We start from the raw sequence: 23,898 nt of genomic DNA, 5'->3' as shown, positions 1-23,898 counted from the left end.
AAAGAGGCACTTTCGCACCTCTTTCATATTGATTATTTTCTGATATTCAATACTTTGATAATCTCACGATATCTGTTGATTTCTGTTTTCTTTAAGTAATCCAACAAAGATCTTCTTTTACCTACTAGCAATACTAATGAGCGCTCTGTGTTATAATCGTGACGATTTTTTTTCAAGTGCTCCGTTAAGTGGCTAATTCTGAAAGTAAACAAAGCAATTTGAGCTTCTGATTTTCCAGTGTTTGTTTTTTCTCCGTGTTTAGCGAAGATTTCTTCTTTAATCTCTTTAGTTAAATACATTCCAATATTTGTTTAATGATTTTTATGTATGTCATACAGCTATTGTAAGACGGCTGCAAAAGTAAAAAATAATTATGAATTATGAATTATGAATTGTCAATTATTTTAAATCTTAATACAACTTCGCAATTTCCTCATTTACAAACTCTAGAAATTGTTCGTCATCTTTGTTAAATGGATTGAGTACGTGGCTGTCAATGTCAATTTGTCCTATATTTTCTCCATTTACAAAAAGAGGAACCACAATCTCTGATTTTACCGTAAAGCTACAGGCAATATAATTGTCTTGTGCTGCAACATCAGGGACTACAAAATTTTCATTAGAAACCGCCACTTGTCCGCAAATACCTTTCCCAAAAGGAATCACGGTATGATCTGTTGCTGCTCCTACATAGGGACCTAAGTGTAAAGTTTTAGTTTCTTGATTTGCAAAATAAAATCCTACCCAATTGTAATAGTCAATAGAGTCACTTAGAAGCTGGCAAATAGACAAAAGTTTTTCGTCTTTGGAAAGTGTAGTGTGTAGTGTGATTTCGGTTACTTTTGGCTGTAATTCTTGAAATGTCATGGTTTTTATTTATATTTATACAAAAGTATTTAAAGCAGGTTTCAAAAATTATATAAATTTGTTAAAAAATAGATTTTGAAAAAATATTTTATTCTCTACAAACCTTTTTTACTTTTTCTGGCTACCTTTTTTTTGACCTATATTATTCTTACGTTTTTGTATCAGGAATATCTTAATAGTTTTGAAGAAAAAAAACTGGACGGAATCACTAAATTGGTTGGCGAAAATACAAAGCAAGTATTGCAATTGTTTGATAATGATGCGACTGTTGAAGAGAATAAATTGGAACCTTACATTAAATTGTTTTATAACCAAAAATATATGGCCCGAATTATTGAAGGTTGTAATGCTATTAGTGTTATCATTTTGTTTGTGTCTTTTGTAGTAGCTTTTTCAGGGAAATTAAAACAAACGCTACTTTTTATTTTTGGCGGAAGCCTATTTATCTATGTAATGAATGTATTAAGAATAGGTTTTTTATGTGTGTTGATGTTTAATTTTCCGAATCAAAAGCAATTTTTACACGGAGTGCTTTTTCCTTTATTTATTTACGGAGTCATTTTTATTTTGTGGTTAATTTGGGTTAATAAATTTTCAAGATATGCTTCAAAAACTATTAAAAAATAAAATTAGATTGGTGCAATTTGTTTTTTTAGTTGCATTATTAGTGCTTATTCGTGCCTATGAAGATCAATTGTTTTATGATCCTTTTTTAGATTACTTCAAAGGTGATTTTACTAATTTGCCATTGCCAAATTTCAATTCATTCCAATTGTTTTTGGGACTACTTCTCCGTTATACATTGAATACCGTTATATCATTAGGCATAATCTATGTCCTTTTCGAAGAAATACAGATGGTGAAATTTGCCTTAGTTTTATATTATTTTTTCTTTATGATTTTGATTAGTGCTTTTTTCTTTATAATTTACTACTGCAGAGAACATAGTAATTTAGTTCTTTTTTATGTTCGACGGTTTTTAATCCAACCCATTTTTGTTATGTTATTTGTTCCGGGATTTTATTTTCAAATACAAAATAAGTAATCTTTTTTATTTATCTTTAATGTTGAATTAATTTATTAATTATCAACATGATAAGGGTATGAAAATAATAAAACATTCCGGGGATATTGTTGAATTTAATGCTGAAAAGTTAAAAAAATCGTTATTAAAATCAGGAGCCAACAGCGAAGTGGTTGAAAGAATTTTACAATCAATTCAAAGCGAAATCTACGAAGGAATTTCTACGAAGCAAATTTACAAAATGGCTTTTACGATGTTGAAAAAAATAGCTAATTCGCACGCAGCACGCTATAATTTAAGAGAAGCAATACGATTATTAGGACCAGCAGGTTTTTTCTTTGAAAAATATATAGCCCGACTTTTTTTTGCAGAACAATATGAAACCGTAACCAACTTGACTTTACAAGGGAAATGTGTTTCGCATGAAATTGATGTTGTTGTCAAGAAAAATGGTACTATTGCGATGGTTGAATGTAAATATCATGCCGGTAGAGATGCTGCTTCTGATGTGAAGGTTCCTATGTATATATTGTCCCGTTTTAATGATTTAAAAGGAAATCAGCATGCTATTTTTGGCAAGGAAGAAATTATTTCAAAATGTTGGATTGTCACCAATAACAGGTTTACAACAGATGCTATTGATTTTGCAAATTGTTCAGGATTGAATTTATTAAGTTGGAATTATCCCGAGGACAATAATTTAAAAACAAAAAATGACAACAGTTATCTTTATCCTGTAACTTGTTTAACGACTTTGTCACTCGCCGAAAAAGATAAATTGTTAATCTTGGATGTGATTTTGGTGAAAGAGATTATAAATAATTCAGATTGTTTAGAAAAAATTGAATTGAGCGGTAGCCGGATTAAAAATGTATTAAAAGAAGCCTCGGATTTGTGTAGGTATATTTAAAAAATAATGGGTTTTGGATTGTTTAATTTTAAATTCAAATCAAATGAAAATTAAATTTATTGGAGGAGCAGGAACTGTAACCGGTTCTAAAACATTAATCGAAAGCAATGGAGTTAGAATTTTGATAGATTGCGGCCAATTTCAGGGGATTAAACCGCTGCGAGAACTCAATTGGGAACCATTACCCGTTTTACCTTCAACAATAGATTTTGTGTTGTTAACCCATGGACATTTAGACCATTGTGGATGGCTGCCCAGATTAGTTAATCAAGGCTTTAAAGGGAAAATTTATTGTACAAGCCCTACTATGGCTGTTGCCAAGTTGATTCTTCTCGACAGTGCTAAAATTCAGGAAGAAGAGGCTCGAATAGCGAATGAAGGAAAATTTTCTAAGCATGAAGTTGCTGAGCCACTTTATACGGTAGAGCAAGCTCAAAAAGTTTTCCCACATTTTAGAGTGATTAAAATCAATGAATCCATTCCCTTAGATGCAGAAATTTCGGCTGTTTTTTTTAATGCAGGACATATTATTGGAGCCTGTAGTATTGAAGTAACGCTTGAAAATAAAATTTTGGTTTTTTCAGGAGATATTGGGCGTGATAATGATGTGTTAATGCATCCGCCAACCAAGCCTAAAAAAGGTGATTATATATTTCTTGAAAGTACTTATGGAGACCGACTTCACCCCAATACGGATGCCAAATTAGAACTTGAAATGTATATCAACAATACAGTTGAAAAGGGGGGGACAATAATTATTCCCAGTTTTGCCGTTGAACGTGCCCAAATGATTATGTACTTGCTATGGCGTCTTAAAGAAGAAGGTAGAATTCCCAATATTCCTTATATTATTGATACACCAATGGGGATTAATGCGTTGGAAATTTTTATCAATAATAAAAATTGGCATAAATTATCGGTGCACGATTGTACCGAAATGAGTAAAATGTTCACACTGGTTTCTGATTATCAGGAAACGATTGAAACTATTTTTGATAAACAGCCTAAAGTAGTGATTGCGGCAAGCGGAATGGTTACCGGCGGCAGGGTTTTGAGTTATCTGGAGCATTATATCGGTTTGCCTGAAACGACGGTAATCATTGTTGGTTATCAGGCCGAAGGAACACGCGGAAGAAAATTATTGGAAGGAGTAAAAGAAATTAAAATTCATGGTAAATATTATCAAGTTCTTGCGAAATTTCTTGAAATAGAAGGATTGTCAGCACATGGCGATCAAAAAGATTTACTCAATTGGCTTTCTGTATTAGAAAATAAACCTAAAAAAGTGTTTTTAGTTCATGGTGAAAATACGCCAGCTGATGAACTTCGAATAAAAATTCAAGAGAAATATGCTTTTGATTGTAAAGTTCCTTTAATGGGACAAGAGTTTGAGCTTTAATTTTTAACAGAACTTTGATTTTATAGATTGATTAAATCACTAATTTTGCAACATGAAATTCAAAAAGCACATTAGTATTCTTTTAGCTTTTTTCCTGTTGGTTTCCAATGTGGGATTGGCTTTTGATGTGCATTATTGCGGGGATAAAGTAGCCTCAATCCAGCCATTTTACTTAAAATCTGGCGAAACTTCAAGTTCAGTTGAAAAAGGATGTTGCGAAAAAAAAGTTTCAAAAAAAGACAGTTGTTGCAAGAATAAAGTCGTTCATTTTCAAAAAAAATCAGATAATGTACTTATAAAAGCATTTTCTTTAAATGCTGCCGATACGCCATTTTTAATAAAGGAATGGAAACCGATTGTTTTTTCTAAAATTACTATTTTTAAAAGCTTTGAGAATAACTCTTATTACTGTGAGGCTCATGCGCCGCCACTTTTCAAGCTTTACAGCCAATATATTTTTTACGCCTGATTTTAATGTTTTTTTAAGTCAAATCATTTTGTATGATTTGAAATTACTTTTTATAAACATTAAAATATTTTGCCATGCAAAAATCAATAACGCTATTTGTTATTATTTTTTTTTCAATTCCGCTGTTTTCTCAGGAAAAACTGGATGAAGTCAAAGTGATAAAAAAGCAGAAAGGCATCCAAAAATCATTTACCGTAACAGGGAATATCACACTTATAACGAGCAAAGAATTACTTAAAGCAGCCTGTTGTAATCTTGCCGAAAGTTTTGAAACGAATCCATCGATTGATGTGAGTTTTTCAGATGCTTTGACAGGAACAAAACAAATCAAAATGCTGGGGTTGACCAGCCCCTATTTGATGATTACCGAAGAAAATATTCCATCAGTTCGCGGTGCTTCACAAGCCTACGGATTGTCATTTACACCCGGAACTTGGGTCGAAAGCATCCAAATAACAAAAGGGGCCGGAAGCGTAGTGAATGGATATGAAAGTATTTCGGGGCAAATTAATACGGAATTAATTAAACCGATTAATGATATTCCATTTTTCCTGAATGGGTATGGTTCGTCAGATTCTCGTTTTGAATTAAATACCCATTTCAATAGAAAAATATCAGATAAATGGAGTAGCAGCCTGTTTCTTCACGGAAATACAAGAGTTGCAAAAACCGATATGAATAATGATGGATTTTTGGATAATCCGTTAGCCAAACAAGTCAATATTCTCAATAGATATCAATATTACAATCCTGAAAAAGGTTGGGTGAGTTTTATTAATTTCAGGTATATGAATGATAAAAAACAAACCGGGGAATTAGACTTTGATCCAGACAAAGACAAGGGAACTACAAATTATTGGGGTTCTGAAATCAACACGGAGCGATTGGATGTTTCTACAAAAGTGGGGTATGTTTTTAAAGACTTGCCTTATCAGAGTATTGGTTTTCAGAATGCTTTTAACAGTCATAATCAGCAGTCTTATTTTGGTTTGAACCAATACAATATTAAGCAAAGCAGTTATTATTCGAATTTGATTTTTAATTCAATTATCAGTAACATAATGAATAAGTTTGCTGCGGGTTTGAATTTCACCTACGATAAATATCAAGAATTTGTCAATATAAATGATTACAGTAGAATTGATAATTCAGTTGGTGCTTTTTTCGAATATACTTATGATAATGCAGATAATTTTAGTGTCATTTTGGGAGGAAGAATTGATAATCACAACCGTTTGGGGACATTTTTAACCCCACGATTGCATGTGCGATTCAATCCTTGGGAAAAAGGAGTTTTGAGATTCTCAGCCGGTAGAGGAAAACGAAGTGCCAATATTTTTGCCGAAAATCAACAGCTTTTTGCGAGTTCAAGAACATTTGATGTTTTAGACTCAAACGGTAAAATATATGGATTGAATCCAGAAATCGCTTGGAACTATGGTGTGAGTTTTGCTCAAAAATTTATGCTCTTTGGCAAAAGCGCGGATGTTGGGTTTGATTTTTACAGAACGGATTTTCAAAATCAGGTAATTGTTGATGTTTTACAAAGCCCACAACAAGTTTTGTTTTATAATTTAAATGGGAAGTCGGTTGCCAATAGTTTACAAGTGGAATTCAATTATGAAATTTTAGATCATTTCAATTTCCGCTCAGCCTATAAATTTTATGATGTAAGGACGGACTATATTTCTGGAAATTATCAAAAGCCATTACAAGCGAAACACCGTTTTTTTGGAAATTTGGAATATGAAACCCACATTGGAGAGAAAGGGAAACAATGGAAATTTGATTATACTTTCAATTGGATTGGAAAACAGCAATTGCCCACTAGGGCTAGCAATCCAATAAATGATAGATTACTGGAATTTTCGCCTTCTTATTCGTTGATGAATGCTCAAATTACAAGAACTTTTTCTTCCACTTTTGAAATGTATATAGGTGGGGAGAATATTGGGAATTATACACAGGAAAAAGTGATACTTGGCAGTGAAAATCCTTTTGGACCAAATTTTGATACTTCAATTGTATATGCACCTGTTTTTGGACAAATGTATTATGCAGGATTGCGATTTAAAATAAAATAAGCGCAGCATGAAAAATTAATAATCACAATAAAAAAGTAAAAATGAAAAATATTATTTTAATACTAATGGTAAGTTTTCTTGGATTTGCTGCTCAAGCTCAAGAGAAGAAGAATAAAAATGCTAAATATCTAACTGAAGTAAACGGAAATTGTCAACAATGTCAGAAACGAATTCAAAAAGCAGCTTATTCAGTGGCTGGAGTGAAATCAGCAATTTGGAGTATTGAAACCCATCAGTTGAGTCTGATACTTAATGAAGAAAAGACGTCTCCATTAGACGTAAAAAAAGCAATTGCCAAAGTAGGTCATGATACGGATGAAGTGAAAGCGACAAACGAAGATTATCAAAGTCTTCATAGCTGTTGTCTGTATGAGCGACAATAATTTTCAAACCCAAAGTGAAAGCTTTGGGTTTTTAATTTTGTTTAAATGATACGATTTAAAATGGGTTTGTAATTAAGTTTATCATGGTTGATTAATGCTTTTATGCGTTAATTAAACTTTAAAGTATGGCAATAAATTGTGGTTAAGGTAATTTATTCTTACTTTCACGACCAATAAATTTAATTACAAATCGTTTTTATGAATAATTTTGATTGGACACAATTACTTAATCCGGAATTTTATATTAACCTTCAAATAGGAGAAGTTCAAATAGGTTTGTATATCGTTTTATTTATAATTTTTGCCGAAACTGGTCTTTTTGCCGGTTTTTTTCTTCCTGGAGATAGTTTACTTTTTCTTGCGGGAATTTACAGTAAAGATTTGGTCCAAAATATGGTTACTATAGAAAGCGATTTTATTAATGTTACTTTATTGTCGCTATTGGTTGCTGCTGCAGGAATTGTGGGGAATATGGTTGGCTATTGGTTTGGGGCAAAAAGCGGGTATTATTTATTTAAAAAAGAAGATACTTTTTGGTTTAAGAAAAAATATCTTTTGCAATCAAAAGATTTTTTTGAAAAATATGGTGGGAAAGCCATAATATTTGCTCGTTTTTTACCAATTTTCAGGACTTTTGCGCCAATTGTAGCTGGAATTGTATCCATGGATAAAAGTAAATTCATGTTCTTCAATGTTTTGAGTTCTTTTTTATGGTCCTTTATTTTGATTTTCTCCGGACATTATTTGTACGGTATCTTTTTAGAGAAATTCGGAATTGATTTGAAAGAACATATCGAATATATTATAATAATCATTGTTCTTATTACTACGGTTCCAGTTTTATTCAAGCTTTTGAAAAAAAGAGTTCATATAAAATAATCATTAATACACATAAATAAAAAACTCCGTTTCAATTAGAAACGGAGTTTTTTTATTTAAAAATAGGACTGATATTACATCATTCCTGGCATACCACCACCCATTGGGTTTCCGCCACCATGATCTTCTTTAATATCAATCAAGGCGCATTCTGTAGTCAAGATCATTCCAGCTACTGAAGCTGCATTTTCTAATGCCACACGAGTTACTTTCTTTGGATCGATAATACCTGCTTTAAGCATATCGACATATTCGTCTGTTTTTGCATTGTAACCAAAATCACCTGAACCTTCGGCAACTTTTGCAACAACAACGGAACCTTCAAGTCCTGCATTTTCAACAATAGTTCTCAATGGAGATTCTACCGCACGAGATACAATTTGAATTCCTGTTGCTTCATCAGCATTGTCAGCTTTAATAGTACTAAGTGCATTTTTAGCTCTCAATAAAGCAACACCACCACCAGCAACAATTCCTTCTTCAACAGCAGCACGAGTTGCGTGAAGTGCATCATCAACTCTATCTTTTTTCTCTTTCATTTCTACTTCAGAAGCAGCACCAACATAAAGTACAGCAACTCCACCAGCTAATTTAGCCAAACGTTCTTGCAACTTTTCTTTGTCATAATCAGAAGTTGTAGCTTCCATTTGACCTTTGATTTGGTTGACACGATTTTTGATCATATCAGCTTCACCAGCACCACTTACAATTGTAGTATTGTCTTTATCGATAGTCACTTTTTTAGCAGTTCCTAACATTTCGATAGTTGTGTTTTCCAAAGTGTACCCTCTTTCTTCCGAAATTACGGTACCTCCAGTTAAGATAGCAATATCTTCAAGCATTGCTTTTCTTCTGTCTCCAAAACCAGGTGCTTTTACAGCAGCGATTTTCAAGGCTCCACGTAATTTATTTACCACCAATGTAGATAATGCTTCACCATCAACATCTTCAGCAATAATCAATAATGGTTTTCCAGATTGAGCAACTGGTTCCAAAACTGGTAATAATTCTTTTAATGAAGAAACTTTTTTGTCATATAAAAGGATGTAAGGATTTTCCAATTCTACTTCCATTTTTTCTGAATTAGTCACAAAATAAGGAGAAAGATATCCTCTGTCAAATTGCATCCCTTCAACAACATCAACGTACGTATCTGTTCCTTTGGCTTCTTCAACAGTGATCACACCTTCTTTTCCAACTTTTGCAAAAGCGGCAGCGATTAACTCACCAATTACTTCATCATTATTAGCAGATATTGAAGCAATTTGTTTGATTTTTTCAGAATCACTTCCTACCACTTTGGCTTGTTTTGCTAGGTCAGCGACAATAGCTTCAACAGCTTTGTCGATACCACGTTTCAAATCCATAGGATTCGCTCCTGCAGCAACGTTTTTCAAACCTTCTTTCACAATAGCTTGTGCCAAAACAGTTGCAGTTGTAGTTCCGTCTCCAGCTAAATCATTAGTTTTAGATGCAACTTCTTTAACCATCTGAGCCCCCATGTTTTCCAATGGATCTTTCAATTCAATCTCTTTTGCAACGGTAACACCATCTTTAGTAACAGTTGGTCCACCAAAAGCTTTTCCAATAATTACATTACGACCTTTTGGTCCAAGGGTTACTTTTACTGCATTTGCCAATGCATCTACACCACGTTTTAATCCGTCACGTGCTTCAATATCAAATTTTATGTCTTTTGCCATTTTAATTTATTTGTTAATTCGTTTATTTGTTAATTCGATTATATTATTGCTAAAATATCGTCTTCACGCATGATCAAATAATCTTTTCCTTCTAGTTTCAATTCAGTTCCAGCATATTTCCCGTAAAGAACAGAATCACCAATTTTCACAGTCATTGTGTGGTCTTTTGTCCCGTTTCCAACAGCAACTACAGTTCCTTTTTGTGGTTTTTCTTTAGCTGTATCTGGAATAAAAATCCCTGACGCAGTTTTAGTTTCAGCTGCTACTGGTTCGATAAGAACTCTGTCTGAAAGTGGTTTAATGTTTAAAGCCATGATTTTATATTTTTTTTATTATTTTTATGATTGCATTTAAGATTTCAGAAATTGTGCCATCCTATTATAACTGACATATTTTCTTATAAAAAATGCCAGCTTTGACAGGCTGGCATTTAGAATAAAAAGTGTTGTTTTATTTTTCTTGATTTGTTGGAGCAGGTGTGTTTTGAACTGGAGATGCTGGAGCAGCAGTTGCCGGTGCAGCAGTTCCTGTTTGTTCAATAATTTTAGAATCATTATCACTTAATGCTCCTGTAAAGCTTAAGCTAGAAAGAAGTATAAGTGCAATTAAAATAGTCGCAAGTGTCCAAGTGCTTTTGTCTAAAAAATCTGTTGTTTTTTGTACACCACCTAACATTTGAGAACCACCTATAGTAGAAGATAATCCACCACCTTTAGGGTTTTGAACCATTATTACTACGATTAATAGGAAACAAACTATTGTTATTAAAACTAAAAAAATTGAAAATGTGCTCATTGTTTAATTATTGTTTTGTTGTAAAATCTTAATATCCGCTATGCGGTCTGCAAAGAAACTACTTTTTTCTGGATATTTCAAAATTAATATTTCATAAGCTTGAATCGCTTTTTGATATTTTTTTTGTTCCAAATAAACCCGTGCTAAAGTCTCGGTCATCAGATAGGAATTGTCGTCTTTATTGAGGTCAAAAGTAACTGTTGACGGAACACCATGTTTTACAGGCGAAATCTTTGGGCTGGTTTCTATAAATTTATCGATTAACGCTGCTTTTTTCTTTTTGTCTTTATCTTCTATTGGCAGGGTTTTAAAAGGATTTACACTTTCCGTTTCTCTGACAATAGGCTGCGTTCGGGATAATTGAAGCCATTCTTGGAAGGAATGTTGTTCGCTTATGGAAAAATCCAAAGGAGTTCCAATGGCTAATTTTTCTTCTGTGGTTTTCGAATTTTCATTAGATTCTAACGGTAAAGCTTCCTTTATAGAAGTAAGAATCGATTGTTCCAGAGTATTTATCTTGTGCTCCAGTTTTTCTTCCTGAATAATTATCTCACTATCAACTACTGTAATGTCAAGAAGCGCTACTATTTTTTTATCGTATAAATCTTTTTGAATCGCAGTAAAAGTATCCGAAGTAATAAAGTCAAATAAAACCGTTCTGTCGGTTGTATGTGCGGCAGTAACTTTTAAAGCAAAATTATACTTAAAACTATTTTGATTATAAAGACCTTTTAAACGTAAAGCTCTGGCGCTTTGAAAATATGGGAATTCATCCAATACATTTCCCAATGCTTCCGTTTGCTTCTCATTGATAGCATCTGGTCTGTTTATTAAATAGGTATAATCGGTTACGTTCATAAAGGTTATTCGTTTATTTGGTTATTCGTTTATTTGTTCCTCGAGTAACCGAACCAACAAATTACCGAATCAACTCCTCATTACCATTTAGCAAGTGATTCATTAAAGATATCTTGGGTTATTCTTTCGAATATTTCTTTCAATGCACTATTCAAAGTAGAACCTACAAGTTGTTGCTCAGCGGGATAATCATAATAAAACTCAAATGTTTTTTCAAAATCATCTGTCTCTTTATTTTTATTGATAAACCGAACATTTACTCTTATTTTTAATCTGTTTTGAGAAGCTTGTTGATCTGCAGTTGCGGTCATGGGACTTATTCTGTAATCTACAATTTCCCCTTCGTAAGTTAAATCACCACTACTTTTTACTAGGTTTAAGTTAGTTTGATTCTGAATAAGATCTTGTAACGCTAGCGTAAAGGTTCTGTCAATACCAGGTTCAATTAATTCGGCATTATTTTGGAAAAAATTCACCTGAAATGTTTTTGCATCAATTTTCCCCGTCCCTGTAAAGTTGTAAACGGAGCAACTATTGAAAGTTACTGCGATTAACAAAATAAAAATATATTTAATGTTTTTCATTCTAAATTTTAAAATTGCTTCACCAGTTTGCTAACGCTCGGGGCAAAGATATTCATTTTCAAATTGATTTTTTACAAATCGAATTGTTTGATTTTTCGGTACAAAGTTCTTTCAGAAATCCCTAATTCATCTGCGGCAGCTTTTCGTTTTCCTTTATTTTTTTCCAATGATTTTTTAATCATTTCAATTTCTTTCTGCTCTAATCTTAAAATTTCCTCTTCCTCTTCTATTGTTTCCGCAAACAGGTAGCTATCGTCATTTTCTTGATAACGCTCTTCTTTATTTGGAGTGGCAATCAAAGCGGTTCTTGGTTCTTCTTCAAAATCTATTTCGCTGTCATTTTCTTGGGAACCGTAGATTTTTTTGATTAAATTTTGATTTGTTTCTTGCACTTTAGAACTTCCGCTTTGCATTAGTTCCAAAGTAAGTTTTTTCAAGTCATGCAAATCACTTTTCATGTCAAAAAGGACTTTGTACAAAATCTCTCTTTCGGTATTGAAATCGCTGTCGCCTTTCTTGTCTTTAATTACTGAAGGTAAATTGGTACCTTCAGCAGGCAAATAAGATTGTAAAGTTGCAGCCGTAATTTCGCGGTTCGTTTCCAAAACCGAAATTTGTTCCGCAACGTTTCTCAATTGACGGATGTTACCGCTCCAACGAAATTTTTGCAAAACAGCAATAGCATTTTCGTCTAATTTTAAAGGTGGCATCTTGTATTTATGTGCAAAATCAGAAGCGAATTTTCTGAATAACAAGTGAATATCTTCTTTCCGTTCTCGCAACGGAGGTAAAGTAATATCTACGGTGCTCAAACGATAATACAAATCTTCACGGAACTTTCCTTTTTCGATCGCATGAAACAAATTTACATTGGTAGCTGCAACAATACGGACATCTGTTTTTTGCACTTGTGAAGAACCTACTTTTATGAATTCGCCATTTTCCAAGACACGAAGCAACCGTACTTGAGTAGTCAAAGGCAATTCACCTACTTCATCAAGGAAAATCGTTCCGCCGTCAGCCACTTCAAAATATCCTTCACGCGTGTTAGTTGCTCCCGTAAAAGCGCCCTTTTCATGCCCGAAAAGTTCACTGTCAATCGTTCCTTCAGGAATCGCACCACAGTTTACAGCAATGTATTTTCCATGTTTTCTATGAGAAAGCGAATGAATGATTCTGGGGATATTCTCTTTTCCAACACCACTTTCACCAGCTACCAGTACCGAAATATCAGTAGGAGCAACTTGAATGGCTTTTTCTATGGCACGATTGAGTTTTGGGTCATTCCCAATAATCTCAAATCGTTGTTTTATAGCTTGAACTGATTCCATATTTTTTTATTTTACACGAATTTCGCAAATTATTAAAACTGATTTTTTGTTTAAATAATATATTCGATTCGTAGAATCTACTATTGTGGTTTTGTTAAGCTGTCTTTTACAGGAACTGTTTTTTCAACTTTATGTTTTGGAAAATAGGTTCTAATGATAAAGAATGTAATTCCAAATCCAATTATAAAAGTAACTAAACCAATTATTATATTTTTTCTTAACATTTTACTCTTTTAAAATTTTCTTTATGAATTTAAATTTCAGCTAATTTTTTTAATTCATTTTACTTAAACCAACTGCTTCTCCTTTCAAAGTTCCACTGGTACAACTCAAAATTCTCACATTCACAAAATCTCCGATCTTATAATTCTCTTTTGGAAAAACCACGGTAATACTTTGTGAATTCCTTCCAGAAAACTCTTCGGTCGATTTTTTGGAAACTTTTTCTACCAAAACTTCTACGGTTTGACCAATGAATTCTTCACTGCGCAACCAAGCATGTTTTTGTTGTAAATCGACAATTTCCTGTAATCTTCTTGCTTTCGTTTCTTCGGTAACGTCATCTTCCATTTTTCTTCCTGCCAAAGTTCCCGGACGTTCAGAATATGAATACATATAACCAAAATTATACTTCACATATTCCATCAAGCTCATTGTGTCTTGATGATCTTCCTCGGTTTCTGTTGGGAAACCAGTAATCATGTCTTGCGAAATGGAGCCATTCGGAATAATAGTTCTGATTTTATCAATCAAAGTCATGTATTCTTCACGCGTGTGCAAACGGTTCATTTCTTTTAGGATTCTATTGCTTCCAGATTGGACAGGTAAGTGAATGTGCTTACATATATTAGGATATTTTGCAATCACATGTAAAATACTTTCGTGCATGTCTTGTGGATTGGATGTCGAAAATCGAATGCGCATTTTAGGAAAACCAACCGCTACCATTTCCAGTAATTGGTCGAAATCAACTGCGGTCGCCTTTTGCATTTCGGTAGCATTTTCGAAATCTTTTTTCAAACCGCCACCATACCACAAATAACTATCCACATTTTGTCCTAAAAGTGTAATTTCCTTAAAACCTTTGTCCCACAAATCCTGAATTTCCTTCATAATACTTTGCGGTTCACGGCTGCGTTCTCGTCCTCGGGTGAAAGGCACCACGCAAAACGTGCACATATTATCGCAACCACGGGTGATAGAAACCAAAGCCGTAATTCCGTTGCTCATTAATCGCACAGGTGAAATATCTCCATAAGTCTCATCTTTCGACAAAATCACGTTAATCGCATCGCGCCCTTCTTCGACTTCTTGCAAAAGGTTGGGTAAATCTTTATACGCATCAGGACCCACAACTAGGTCTACAATTTTCTCTTCTTCCAGAAATTGACTTTTCAAACGCTCCGCCATACAGCCTAAAACGCCCACTTTCATTTTCGGATTGATGCGTTTCACCGCATTATATTTCTCCAAACGTTTGCGAATCGTCTGCTCCGCTTTGTCCCGAATAGAACAGGTATTTACCAAAACCAAATCGGCTTCCTCCAGAATTTGTGTTGTATTATATCCGTTTCCGGATAAAATAGAAGCTACGATTTCACTATCCGAAAAATTCATCGCACAGCCATAACTTTCTATGAATAATTTTTTAGTATTCTCGGGTTTATGTTCTAGAACAAGACTTTCGCCTTGCTTACTTTCTTCAATAATCTTTTCCATCCTATATTTTCAAAGCACAAAGATAACGCAATTCAAATAAATATGACAAGATGTCAGACGAAGAATTAACATTGTTTTAAGGCATTGTTTCTGGGGAGCTATTTCCCGCTTTTCGCTACAATCTTTTTATTTGCCGAAAAAGGCAAATAAAAAGGATTTTCACTGTAATCGGGGCTAAAAAAACTTCTCTTGACTGAATCATTTCTTTGTAAATCTTCGCGTAATAGTTTTAAAAATGAATTCAAAATCTCAATATTTAAAAAAAATAGATACTTTTGTTCCAGAAAAATAGAGCAATGGCAAAGAATTTAGTTATAGTTGAGTCCCCTGCAAAGGCAAAAACAATCGAGAAATTTCTAGGAAGTGATTTTCAAGTGGAGTCCAGTTATGGGCATATTGCTGACTTACCTTCCAAAGAAATTGGTGTAGATGTAGAAAATGGTTTCAAACCCAAATATGAAGTTTCTGCCGATAAAAAAGCGTTGGTCACCAAATTAAAAGGATTAGCAAAAAAAGCTGAAATGGTTTGGTTAGCAAGTGATGAGGATCGCGAGGGTGAGGCTATTTCTTGGCATTTAGCCGAAGAATTAAAATTAGACAAAAATAAAACCAAGCGAATTGTTTTTCACGAAATCACTAAAACTGCGATTCTAAAAGCAATTGATAATCCACGAGAAATTGATTATAATTTAGTCAATGCACAACAAGCCCGTCGTGTTTTGGATCGATTGGTTGGGTATGAATTGTCGCCTGTACTTTGGAGAAAAATAAAAGGAGGACTTTCTGCCGGACGTGTACAATCGGTTTCTGTTCGTTTGATTGTAGAACGTGAAAGAGAAATTCAAAACTTCAAAGCAGTTGCATCGTATTCTATTGTAGCAGAATTCACTAACGAAGTCGGAAAGTCATTCAAAGCCAAACTGCCGAAAAATTTCAATACGAAGAAAGAAGCCGAAGATTTTTTAAATAAAAATATCGGGTCTACCTATAAAGTTTCAGATTTAGAAACGAAGCCTACCAAAAAATCACCAACTGGTCCATTTACAACTTCGACTTTGCAGCAAGAAGCCGCTCGTAAATTGTATTTACCTGTTGGAATTACGATGCAATTGGCACAACGTTTATACGAAGCTGGACTCATCACATATATGAGAACGGATAGTGTGAATTTATCCAAAGATGCGATGGAAGCTGCTCAGGCAGAAATCATCAAATCCTATGGAAAAGAGTTTTCAAAGCCTCGAACTTTTGTCAATAAAAGCAAAGGCGCACAAGAAGCACACGAAGCGATTCGTCCTACGGATATGTCGCGTCATACAGTAGACATCGATAGAGATCAAGCCCGTTTGTATGATTTAATTTGGAAAAGAACATTGGCTTCGCAAATGAGTGACGCACAATTGGAGCGTACTAATGTGAAAATTGAGGCCAACAATCATGGCGATATTTTCACGGCATCCGGCGAAGTTTTACTTTTTGAAGGATTCCTAAAAGTGTATCTTGAAGGTCATGATGATGATGAAGAGGAGCAAGAAGGCATGTTGCCAGCTATGAAAGTCAACGAAAAATTACAAAACAATTACATCACTGCAACCGAAAGGTATTCTCGTGCAGCTGCAAGATATACTGAAGCTTCTTTGGTGAAAAAATTAGAGGAATTGGGAATTGGTCGTCCTTCTACTTACGCACCAACAATTTCTACGATTATCAATAGAAATTATGTTGAGAAAGGAAATCTTGATGGTCAGGAACGTAATTATACACAGCTGACTTTACAATCAGGAAAAGTTGGAGAGAAGTTACTGAAAGAAAATACGGGTTCTGATAAAGGAAAATTAGTTCCTACAGATATTGGGACTATTGTTACGGATTTCTTGGTTAAGAATTTCGGAAATATTTTAGATTATAATTTCACTGCAAAAGTGGAGCAGGATTTTGATGAAATTGCAGAGGGAAATATCGAGTGGACAAAAATGATGCAAGAGTTCTATGATAAATTTCACCCAACGGTAAAAGATGTAGAGGCAAATGCGGATAGAGAAAGTGGCGAAAGAATTCTGGGAACAGATCCAAAAACGGGGAAACCAGTTTCGGTGCGTTTAGGGAAATTTGGACCAATGGCTCAAATTGGAGCTGCAGATGATGAAGAAAAAAAGTTTGCCAGTTTAATGGCGGATCAAAATATTGGAAATATAACTTTAGAGGAAACTTTAAATTTATTTTTGTTGCCAAAAAACCTTGGAAATTATAAAGACGAGGAAGTTGAAGTGAGTAATGGTCGTTTTGGGCCTTATATTCGTCATGGAGCGGCTTTTGTTTCTTTGCCGAAAGGAGAAAATCCTTTGGATGTAGATTTTGAAAGAGCTAAAGAATTAATTGATGAAAAAGCAATAGCTGATGCGCCGATTGCAGTTTATAAAGGAGAAGGTGTTCAAAAAGGCGTTGGTCGTTTTGGTCCGTTTATCAAATGGAATGGTTTGTTTATAAATGTAAGCAAGAAATACAATTTCGATAATTTGTCACAATCAGATGTTGAAGAATTGATTGAAGATAAATTGCAAAAAAATATAGATAAGGTTTTACACAACTGGGAAGACGAAGGGATTTTAGTTGAAAAAGCCCGTTGGGGACGTTCGGTTATCACCAAAGGAAAAATCAAAATTGAATTAAGTAAAGAGGTTGATGCCACAAAATTGACATTAGCAGAAGTTCAGGAAATGATTGCCAAGAAAACACCAGCTAAAAAAGTAGCTGCCAAAAAAGCTCCGGCAAAGAAAGCTGTTGCAAAGAAACCCGTAGCAAAAAAGAAATAAAATGGAATTTGATTTTCTGAAACCCGTAGATGATGAAATCCTTAGTTATATAAACGGATTAACTTCTCAGCAATTGGGAAGTAAAATTGTATGGCATACAAAAGAACAGTTTCCGGATTTAAATAAGATTAAAATTGCCGTAATAGGCGTTTTAGAAAATCGGGGAGATAAAAAAGCTGTTTCGGATGTTGATTTAATACCAATCAGAAAAGAGTTGTACGGATTGTTTCCAGGGAACTGGGATGCCTCGATTGCTGATTTAGGCGATATTCTTGCTGGAAATTCGGCTGCGGATACTTATTTTGCATTAAAAAAAGTGGTTGCAAGCCTAATCAAGAAAAAGATTACCCCTATAGTTATCGGAGGCTCTCAAGATTTGACGTATGCGCTTTATAGAGCTTATGATGATTTGGAACAAATGGTCAATTTAGTTTCCATTGATAATAAATTTGATTTCGGAAAAGAAAATGAAGAGGTGTCAGCTGCTTCTTATTTGACAAAAATAATTATCGACGAACCTAACAATCTTTTTAACTATTGTAATATCGGTTATCAAACGTATTTTAACTCTCAGGAAGAAATAGATTTGATAGAAAAATTATTTTTTGATGGCTATAGATTAGGGGAGATTTCTAATAATATTTCTGTTGCTGAGCCAGTTTTTAGAGATGCAGATTTAGTGAGTATTGATTTGAATTCGGTTAAGTCAGCTGATTCAGGGAATTTTATTTCGTTTTCACCGAATGGATTTAATGGTAAAGAAATTTGTTCTTTGTCCAGATATGCAGGAATAAGTGACAAAGTATCTTCTTTTGGGATATTTAATCATAATAATTCGGTTCAGGAATCTGTCATTATTGCACAGATAATCTGGTATTTTATAGAAGGATTTCATTATCGTTCTAATGAATATCCTTTTGGAAGCAAGGAAAACTATTTGAAATATATCGTTCCATTGGAAGAAGAGGAGCTTGTTTTTTATAAAAGCGATAAAACGGACAGGTGGTGGATAGAAATACCATTTATTTCAAACGGTAATAATAAATTAAAAAGAAATACGTTATTACCATGTTCCTACGATGAGTATTTATTGGCATGTAATCAAGAATTACCTGAAAGATGGTGGAAAGCGCAAAGAAAAAACATTTTATAATTGATGTTTTTTAAAATTTATCTAAATACATAAAATCACCTTAATACTTAAGATAGTTTTATAGGTTTAATATTACAAAATTCACAAAAAAATCACTTTTAATGTATTGCATCGATTTTTTTAGCACTTTATCGGTAAAATATTTTTTTTGTATTTTATTTAACTTTATTTTTGGCCTTGAATTAATTTAACAATGAAAAATATTGTTTTATTAATAAATAATAAATAGGTTTACGCAATTTTAAGACAAAGAATAGATAATCCAAACTTATATGAAGAATTTCATTGTATTTACGGCAATTTTGACACTGTTAATTGGCTGTGGTAAATCAAGCGACAAAGGAGAATTAGTTGGTATTAATGGAGGGAAATGGCATCCGGAGAAACCTTATGGAATGGCTTTAATTCCAGGTGGTGCTTTTATTATGGGTAAATCAGATGATGATTTAGCCGATGTTGAAGATGCGCCTACAAAAACAGTAACTGTTCGTTCTTTTTATATGGACGAAACTGAAATTACCAATAGTGAATATCGTCAATTTGTAGAATGGGTAAAAGACTCAACAATGAGAGTTCGATTAGCTATTCTTGCAGATGAAAGCGGGCAAAAAGCAGGTGATGGAAAAGGGAAAGGTAAAAATGCCGGAAGTATCGGTGATTTTGCTTTTAATGATTCTGACCCTGAAAAGATGACCGCATATGATAAATATATGTATGATAATTATTACAGTATAGGTACTGCGGATGATCCTTATGCGGGAAGAAAATTGAATAAAAAAGTAAAATTAATCAAAGATACTAAGTTGTATCCGGATGAATATTATACTGAAGTGATGGATTCTATGTATTTACCACAAGAAGCATCTTATAATGGATTACGTACAATAGATGTAAATAAATTGAAATTCCGTTATTCTTGGATGGATATTCAGGCTGCTGCCAAAGCTAAAGTAGGGAAAAGAAAAGATTTTATTAAAACGGAAGAAGTTAATGTATATCCTGACACAACTGTTTGGATTAAAGATTTTGCATATTCATATAATGAGCCAATGCATAATGATTATTTTTGGCACAAAGCGTATGGAGATTATCCAGTTGTAGGTGTAAAATGGACTCAAGCAAAAGCTTTTTGTGCTTGGAGAACGTTGAATAAAAACACTTATATAAAATCTAAAAAGAAAGGCCACGATTTGATAAATTCTTTTAGATTACCTACTGAAGCAGAATGGGAATATTCGGCTAGAGGAGGATTGCAGTCTGCAACATATCCTTGGGGTGGGCCATATACTAAAAATGACAGAGGCTGTTTTCTTGCTAATTTTAAACCAAATAGGGGAGATTATGCAGCAGATGAAGCTTTGTATACTGTAGAGGCAAAATCGTATGAGCCAAATGGTTATAATTTGTATAACATGGCAGGAAACGTTTCGGAATGGACAGACTCATCATATGATCCAAATGCATACGAATATGTGTCTTCTATGAACCCTAATGTTCTGGATGCTTCAAATAAACGCAAAGTAGTTCGTGGAGGTTCGTGGAAAGATGTTGCTTATTTCCTACAGGTAAGCACAAGGGATTTCGAATATGCGGATTCTGCAAGAAGTTTTATTGGTTTTAGAACCGTTCAGGATTACATGGGATTGCAAACTACCGGAAGTAACAAAAGAGGTAAATAATAAATAACGATAAAAGAAACCAAATCTTTAAATAATTAACCCCAAAATAAAACATTATGGCATTACTTAGCAAAAAAACAATGAATTTCGCATACGGAATGGGAGCGGCAGTTGTAATCATTGGAGCATTGTTCAAAATTACTCACCTTGAATTCGGTTTTATAACCGGAAATTTAATGTTAACCATTGGACTTATTGTAGAAGCTGGAATTTTTGCACTTTCAGCATTTGAACCAGTTGATGATGATTTGGATTGGACGTTAGTATATCCTGAACTGGCAAATGGTAAAGCAACTGGTGTAAAAAAAGCAAAAATTGAAACTCCATCAGATGCTCAAGGATTGTTGTCTCAAAAGCTAGATGCAATGTTAAAAGATGCTAAAATTGACGGTGAATTAATGGCGAGTTTGGGGAGTAGCATTAAAAATTTCGAATCTGCTGCAAAAGGGATTGCACCAACTGTAGATTCTATTAATTCTACTAAGAAATATAGCGAAGAGTTGACTTTGGCTGCAGCCCAAATGGAATCTTTGAATAGTTTATACAAAATACAATTACAAAGCGCTTCAAGAAATGCACAAATAAATGAAGAAGTTGCTGAGAATAACTTAAAATTAAAAGACCAAATGCAGTCTTTGACATCTAATTTGTCATCACTTAACAATGTATATGGAGGAATGCTTTCTGCAATGCACAATAAAGGATAATTAGTTTCAAACTATATAAAAATAACAAACTAATTAGTAGAAAATATGGCAGGAGGAAAACTAACCCCTAGACAGAAGATGATTAACCTAATGTACTTGGTTTTTATCGCAATGTTAGCATTAAATATGTCCAAAGAAGTGTTGTCAGCTTTTGGGATTTTGAATAATAAAATAGTAGAGTCCAACTCTATAACGGACACACGAAATCAATCTTCATTTGAACAATTAGCTCAAAAGGCAGTGGATCAGCCAGGGCAATTTGGTGATAAAAAAGCAAAAGTTGAAAAAATCAGAGCTTTGTCTAAAGATTTTACTGATTATTTAGAAAATATCAAAACAACTGTTACCAGTAAATTTGTAAGAGATGCGGAAGGTAATTTGCCATATGAGCAGATGGATAAAGGCGATTTGATTGACAGAAAGTTCTTTACAGGGGATAGAGTTTCTAAGGAAGGACAAGAGTTTTTAGATAAGATTAATAATTTCTCAACTCAAATCAAACAAATTGGCGGAAGCTCAATTGCTGATTCTGAAATGAAAAAAATTGAAGCCAGATTTGCCACTAAACCAGTTTATTCTGAAAAAGCAGGGGCGAAATTAGCTTGGATTGATTATAATTATAAAGGATATCCACTTATTGCTACAATTACAAAATTGTCTCAATTGCAAGCTGATATTAAAACAACTGAAAGCGATGTAATGACTGGAATGTTCCAATCAGATTTAGTTGCTGCAGCCTCTCTTACCGCTTATCAACCAATAGTGGTTCTTGAAAAGTCAGTTTTCTTTCAAGGAGAAGCGGTTAAAGGAAAGATTATTCTCGGAAAATTCGACCCTTCATTAAAAGCTAAATCAGTAATTGTGAATGGTTCAAGTATTGCAGCACAAGCTGGTCAAGCTAATTTTTCTTTTGGAGCAGGTAGCATAGGGGAGCACCCAATTGGTGGTTCTTTCAATTTTGATGAAAATGGAAAAGTAGTTAGTTTACCTATTAAAGATAAATATGTAGTTGTAGCAAGACCAAAATCGGCTACAATTTCTGCCGATAAAATGAATGTTGTTTATAGAGGTGTTGTAAACCCAATGACGATTTCTTTTGCTGGTGTCTCAGCTGATAAAGTTACAGCATCAGCTCCAGGATTGAGTTCTGCAGGTGGAGGGAAATACAATATGAGCCCGGGAGCAGGAACTGAAACTGTAATCAATGTGACTGGAACACTTCCTGATGGTTCTAAGGTTTCGGATAAAAAAACCTTTAGAATAAAAGGTATCCCTGGTCCAACTGGAACTATTAGAGGAGAAATGGGTGTGGTAAAAGGGCCTAAATCAAATTTGCAAATTGCTACAATTGGAGCTAAATTAGTTGATTTTGATTTTGAAGTTGGTTTAAATGTAGTTGGCTTTAATTTGAAAGTAACGGGACAGCCTACTGTTGTTGTTCAAGGGAATAAATTGAATGCACAATGTAACGCGGTTCTTTCTAAAGCGGTCAGGGGTGACCAAGTTACTATTTCTGAAATTAAAACAAAACTTGTAGGTGCGGGTAGTTATTTATTACCAAGAACCGCTCCAGTAATTTTTGAAATACAATAATAAGTAGTTATACAAACCACTACTTCATTAACTTATAATGAAATCATGATGAATGTAAGAAATTTTTTAATAGCTATTATCTCTGCCACTTGGAGTTTTGCATCTGTAGCACAATCTAATTTGCTTAATGCTAAAACGCCAGATCAAATAGGGCTTAAAACTGCTGCACAGCTCATTTCTGATAATGACAAACCATTGGCTTATGGTTATGTGCATGATAGAGACGTTTTGATGGGTAAAACAACTTGGGAAATAATCGATTTAAGTGAAAAGATTAATTTTTCTTTGTATTTTCCTATTGATACTGCTAATATTGGTTCTGATAGAAGGTCTTTATATGATGTTTTGACAAAGGCAATGAGAAATGGTAAAATAACAGAAGTGTATACTGACAGTTATTTTAATACCAAAAAATCTATGAAAGATATTCAAGGTTCATTGACCCGTATTGACACAACTGACGCAGGAAGAGAGCAAATAAATGCAGGAGCCCAGATATCTCCTGAGTATATTTTAAAATCAGATCTTACAGCACAAGATGTTACCCAATATAAAATTAAAGGATACTGGTATTTTGACAAACGTCAAAGTGAATTGAAGTATCGTTTACTTGGAATTTGTCCTGTTACGCCAGATGTGTTTACCATGAACACTGATGAAAAAGATTACATTGAGCTATTTTGGATATTTTTCCCTGCTGCTAGAGACGTATTACATGAAGCAAAAGCTTTCAATGATAAAAATTCTGCGATGCCCGTTTCTTTTGATCAAATTCTTAATTCAAGGAAATTTAACAGTGTAATTTACAAAGAAGAAAACGTTTATGGAGACAGATCAATTGCTGAGTATATGAAAGATAATGCCCAGAATCAATTGTTAGAATCGGAAAGAGTGAAAGAAAAAATTCGTAATTTTGAACAAGATATGTGGAATTACTAATTTCAATTT

At 33.8% G+C, this 23,898-nt stretch carries 24 protein-coding genes; 14 read left to right on the top strand and 10 right to left on the bottom strand.

Translation table 11 applies throughout. The features are described from left to right. Nucleotides 1-32: 32 nt before the first annotated feature. Together rpsO and ACM55K_RS05450 are read right to left on the bottom strand one after the other, a co-directional pair. The gene (gene rpsO, locus ACM55K_RS05455) at nt 33-299 is read right to left on the bottom strand and encodes a 30S ribosomal protein S15 (RefSeq protein ID WP_066079886.1); all 267 of its coding nucleotides are present in this window, start codon (nt 297-299) and stop codon (nt 33-35) included. A gap of 112 nt (nt 300-411) precedes the next feature. Further along, a complete protein-coding gene (locus tag ACM55K_RS05450) occupies nt 412-867 on the bottom strand; it encodes a GAF domain-containing protein (RefSeq protein WP_416849233.1) in 456 nt (151 codons plus the stop codon). Nucleotides 868-942: 75 nt separating this feature from the next. On the opposite strand from ACM55K_RS05450, the gene xrtF reads away from it, so the two are divergent. From xrtF to ACM55K_RS05410, 8 genes are all read left to right on the top strand, one after another. Further along, nucleotides 943-1,494 carry an exosortase family protein XrtF gene (xrtF, locus tag ACM55K_RS05445; protein WP_416849232.1) on the top strand — a complete coding sequence of 184 codons (552 nt, stop codon included), beginning with the start codon at nt 943-945 and terminating at the stop codon, nt 1,492-1,494. Next, nucleotides 1,469-1,912, top strand: coding sequence for an exosortase F system-associated membrane protein (locus tag ACM55K_RS05440; protein ID WP_416849231.1), 444 nt, complete (start codon nt 1,469-1,471; stop codon nt 1,910-1,912). Before xrtF ends, ACM55K_RS05440 begins: the two co-directional genes overlap by 26 nt. Before the next feature lie 58 nt (nt 1,913-1,970). Next, a complete protein-coding gene (locus tag ACM55K_RS05435) occupies nt 1,971-2,801 on the top strand; it encodes an ATP cone domain-containing protein (RefSeq protein WP_416849230.1) in 831 nt (276 codons plus the stop codon). A gap of 43 nt (nt 2,802-2,844) precedes the next feature. Further along, nucleotides 2,845-4,200: an MBL fold metallo-hydrolase gene (locus ACM55K_RS05430; RefSeq protein ID WP_416849229.1), complete on the top strand. Its 1,356-nt coding sequence runs from the start codon at nt 2,845-2,847 to the stop codon at nt 4,198-4,200. Between the two features lie 52 nt (nt 4,201-4,252). Then, nucleotides 4,253-4,669, top strand: a complete 417-nt coding sequence (locus tag ACM55K_RS05425) for an HYC_CC_PP family protein (protein WP_416849228.1) — start codon at nt 4,253-4,255, stop codon at nt 4,667-4,669. Nucleotides 4,670-4,743: 74 nt separating this feature from the next. Then, nucleotides 4,744-6,753, top strand: coding sequence for a TonB-dependent receptor plug domain-containing protein (locus ACM55K_RS05420; protein ID WP_416849227.1), 2,010 nt, complete (start codon nt 4,744-4,746; stop codon nt 6,751-6,753). 41 nt (nt 6,754-6,794) lie between these two features. Continuing rightward, nucleotides 6,795-7,136, top strand: coding sequence for a heavy-metal-associated domain-containing protein (locus ACM55K_RS05415; protein WP_416849226.1), 342 nt, complete (start codon nt 6,795-6,797; stop codon nt 7,134-7,136). Nucleotides 7,137-7,334: 198 nt separating this feature from the next. Then, nucleotides 7,335-8,015, top strand: a complete 681-nt coding sequence (locus ACM55K_RS05410; protein ID WP_416849225.1) for a DedA family protein — start codon at nt 7,335-7,337, stop codon at nt 8,013-8,015. Between the two features lie 74 nt (nt 8,016-8,089). Here the strand turns inward: ACM55K_RS05410 and groL are convergent, their stop codons facing one another. The 8 genes from groL to miaB all read right to left on the bottom strand — a co-directional run bounded on the left by groL (nt 8,090) and on the right by miaB (nt 15,005). Beyond that, the gene (gene groL / locus ACM55K_RS05405; RefSeq protein WP_416849223.1) at nt 8,090-9,718 is read right to left on the bottom strand and encodes a chaperonin GroEL; all 1,629 of its coding nucleotides are present in this window, start codon (nt 9,716-9,718) and stop codon (nt 8,090-8,092) included. 38 nt (nt 9,719-9,756) lie between these two features. Continuing rightward, the gene (locus ACM55K_RS05400; protein WP_035670228.1) at nt 9,757-10,032 is read right to left on the bottom strand and encodes a co-chaperone GroES; all 276 of its coding nucleotides are present in this window, start codon (nt 10,030-10,032) and stop codon (nt 9,757-9,759) included. Between the two features lie 136 nt (nt 10,033-10,168). Then, on the bottom strand, nt 10,169-10,513 hold the full coding sequence (secG, locus tag ACM55K_RS05395) for a preprotein translocase subunit SecG (RefSeq protein ID WP_416849222.1): 345 nt from the start codon (nt 10,511-10,513) through the stop codon (nt 10,169-10,171). Between the two features lie 3 nt (nt 10,514-10,516). After that, nucleotides 10,517-11,371 carry a tetratricopeptide repeat protein gene (locus ACM55K_RS05390; protein ID WP_416849221.1) on the bottom strand — a complete coding sequence of 285 codons (855 nt, stop codon included), beginning with the start codon at nt 11,369-11,371 and terminating at the stop codon, nt 10,517-10,519. A gap of 80 nt (nt 11,372-11,451) precedes the next feature. Further along, nucleotides 11,452-11,955: an LptE family protein gene (locus ACM55K_RS05385; protein ID WP_416849220.1), complete on the bottom strand. Its 504-nt coding sequence runs from the start codon at nt 11,953-11,955 to the stop codon at nt 11,452-11,454. A 71-nt stretch (nt 11,956-12,026) separates the two neighbouring features. Beyond that, nucleotides 12,027-13,286 carry a sigma-54 interaction domain-containing protein gene (locus tag ACM55K_RS05380; protein WP_416849219.1) on the bottom strand — a complete coding sequence of 420 codons (1,260 nt, stop codon included), beginning with the start codon at nt 13,284-13,286 and terminating at the stop codon, nt 12,027-12,029. 80 nt (nt 13,287-13,366) lie between these two features. Further along, on the bottom strand, nt 13,367-13,510 hold the full coding sequence (locus ACM55K_RS05375; RefSeq protein ID WP_416849218.1) for a hypothetical protein: 144 nt from the start codon (nt 13,508-13,510) through the stop codon (nt 13,367-13,369). Nucleotides 13,511-13,559: 49 nt separating this feature from the next. Continuing rightward, the gene (gene miaB / locus ACM55K_RS05370; protein WP_416849217.1) at nt 13,560-15,005 is read right to left on the bottom strand and encodes a tRNA (N6-isopentenyl adenosine(37)-C2)-methylthiotransferase MiaB; all 1,446 of its coding nucleotides are present in this window, start codon (nt 15,003-15,005) and stop codon (nt 13,560-13,562) included. A gap of 296 nt (nt 15,006-15,301) precedes the next feature. Between miaB and topA the strand changes: the two genes are divergently transcribed. The 6 genes from topA (at nt 15,302) to porN (ending at nt 23,889) form a co-directional block, all read left to right on the top strand. Further along, nucleotides 15,302-17,818 (top strand): type I DNA topoisomerase, encoded by a 2,517-nt coding sequence (gene topA / locus ACM55K_RS05365; RefSeq protein ID WP_416849216.1) that lies wholly within the window; start codon nt 15,302-15,304, stop codon nt 17,816-17,818. A 1-nt stretch (nt 17,819) separates the two neighbouring features. Next, the gene (locus ACM55K_RS05360) at nt 17,820-18,971 is read left to right on the top strand and encodes a formimidoylglutamase (RefSeq protein ID WP_416849215.1); all 1,152 of its coding nucleotides are present in this window, start codon (nt 17,820-17,822) and stop codon (nt 18,969-18,971) included. A gap of 272 nt (nt 18,972-19,243) precedes the next feature. Continuing rightward, nucleotides 19,244-20,650, top strand: coding sequence for a T9SS ring complex lipoprotein PorK/GldK (gene porK / locus ACM55K_RS05355; RefSeq protein ID WP_416849214.1), 1,407 nt, complete (start codon nt 19,244-19,246; stop codon nt 20,648-20,650). Between the two features lie 56 nt (nt 20,651-20,706). Beyond that, complete coding sequence (gene porL / locus ACM55K_RS05350; protein ID WP_416849213.1) at nt 20,707-21,357, top strand: type IX secretion system motor protein PorL/GldL; 651 nt, start codon at nt 20,707-20,709, stop codon at nt 21,355-21,357. A 45-nt stretch (nt 21,358-21,402) separates the two neighbouring features. Then, entirely contained in the window at nt 21,403-22,950 is a 1,548-nt protein-coding gene (gene porM, locus ACM55K_RS05345) for a type IX secretion system motor protein PorM/GldM (protein ID WP_416849212.1), read from the top strand. Nucleotides 22,951-22,998: 48 nt separating this feature from the next. Continuing rightward, on the top strand, nt 22,999-23,889 hold the full coding sequence (porN, locus tag ACM55K_RS05340) for a type IX secretion system ring subunit PorN/GldN (RefSeq protein ID WP_416849481.1): 891 nt from the start codon (nt 22,999-23,001) through the stop codon (nt 23,887-23,889). The last annotated feature ends 9 nt before the right edge of the window (nt 23,890-23,898 follow it).

The organism is Flavobacterium arabinosi (genome assembly GCF_048158725.1).
GTDB lineage: Bacteria > Bacteroidota > Bacteroidia > Flavobacteriales > Flavobacteriaceae > Flavobacterium > Flavobacterium arabinosi.
This window is presented reverse-complemented; position numbering and strand designations above follow the sequence as displayed.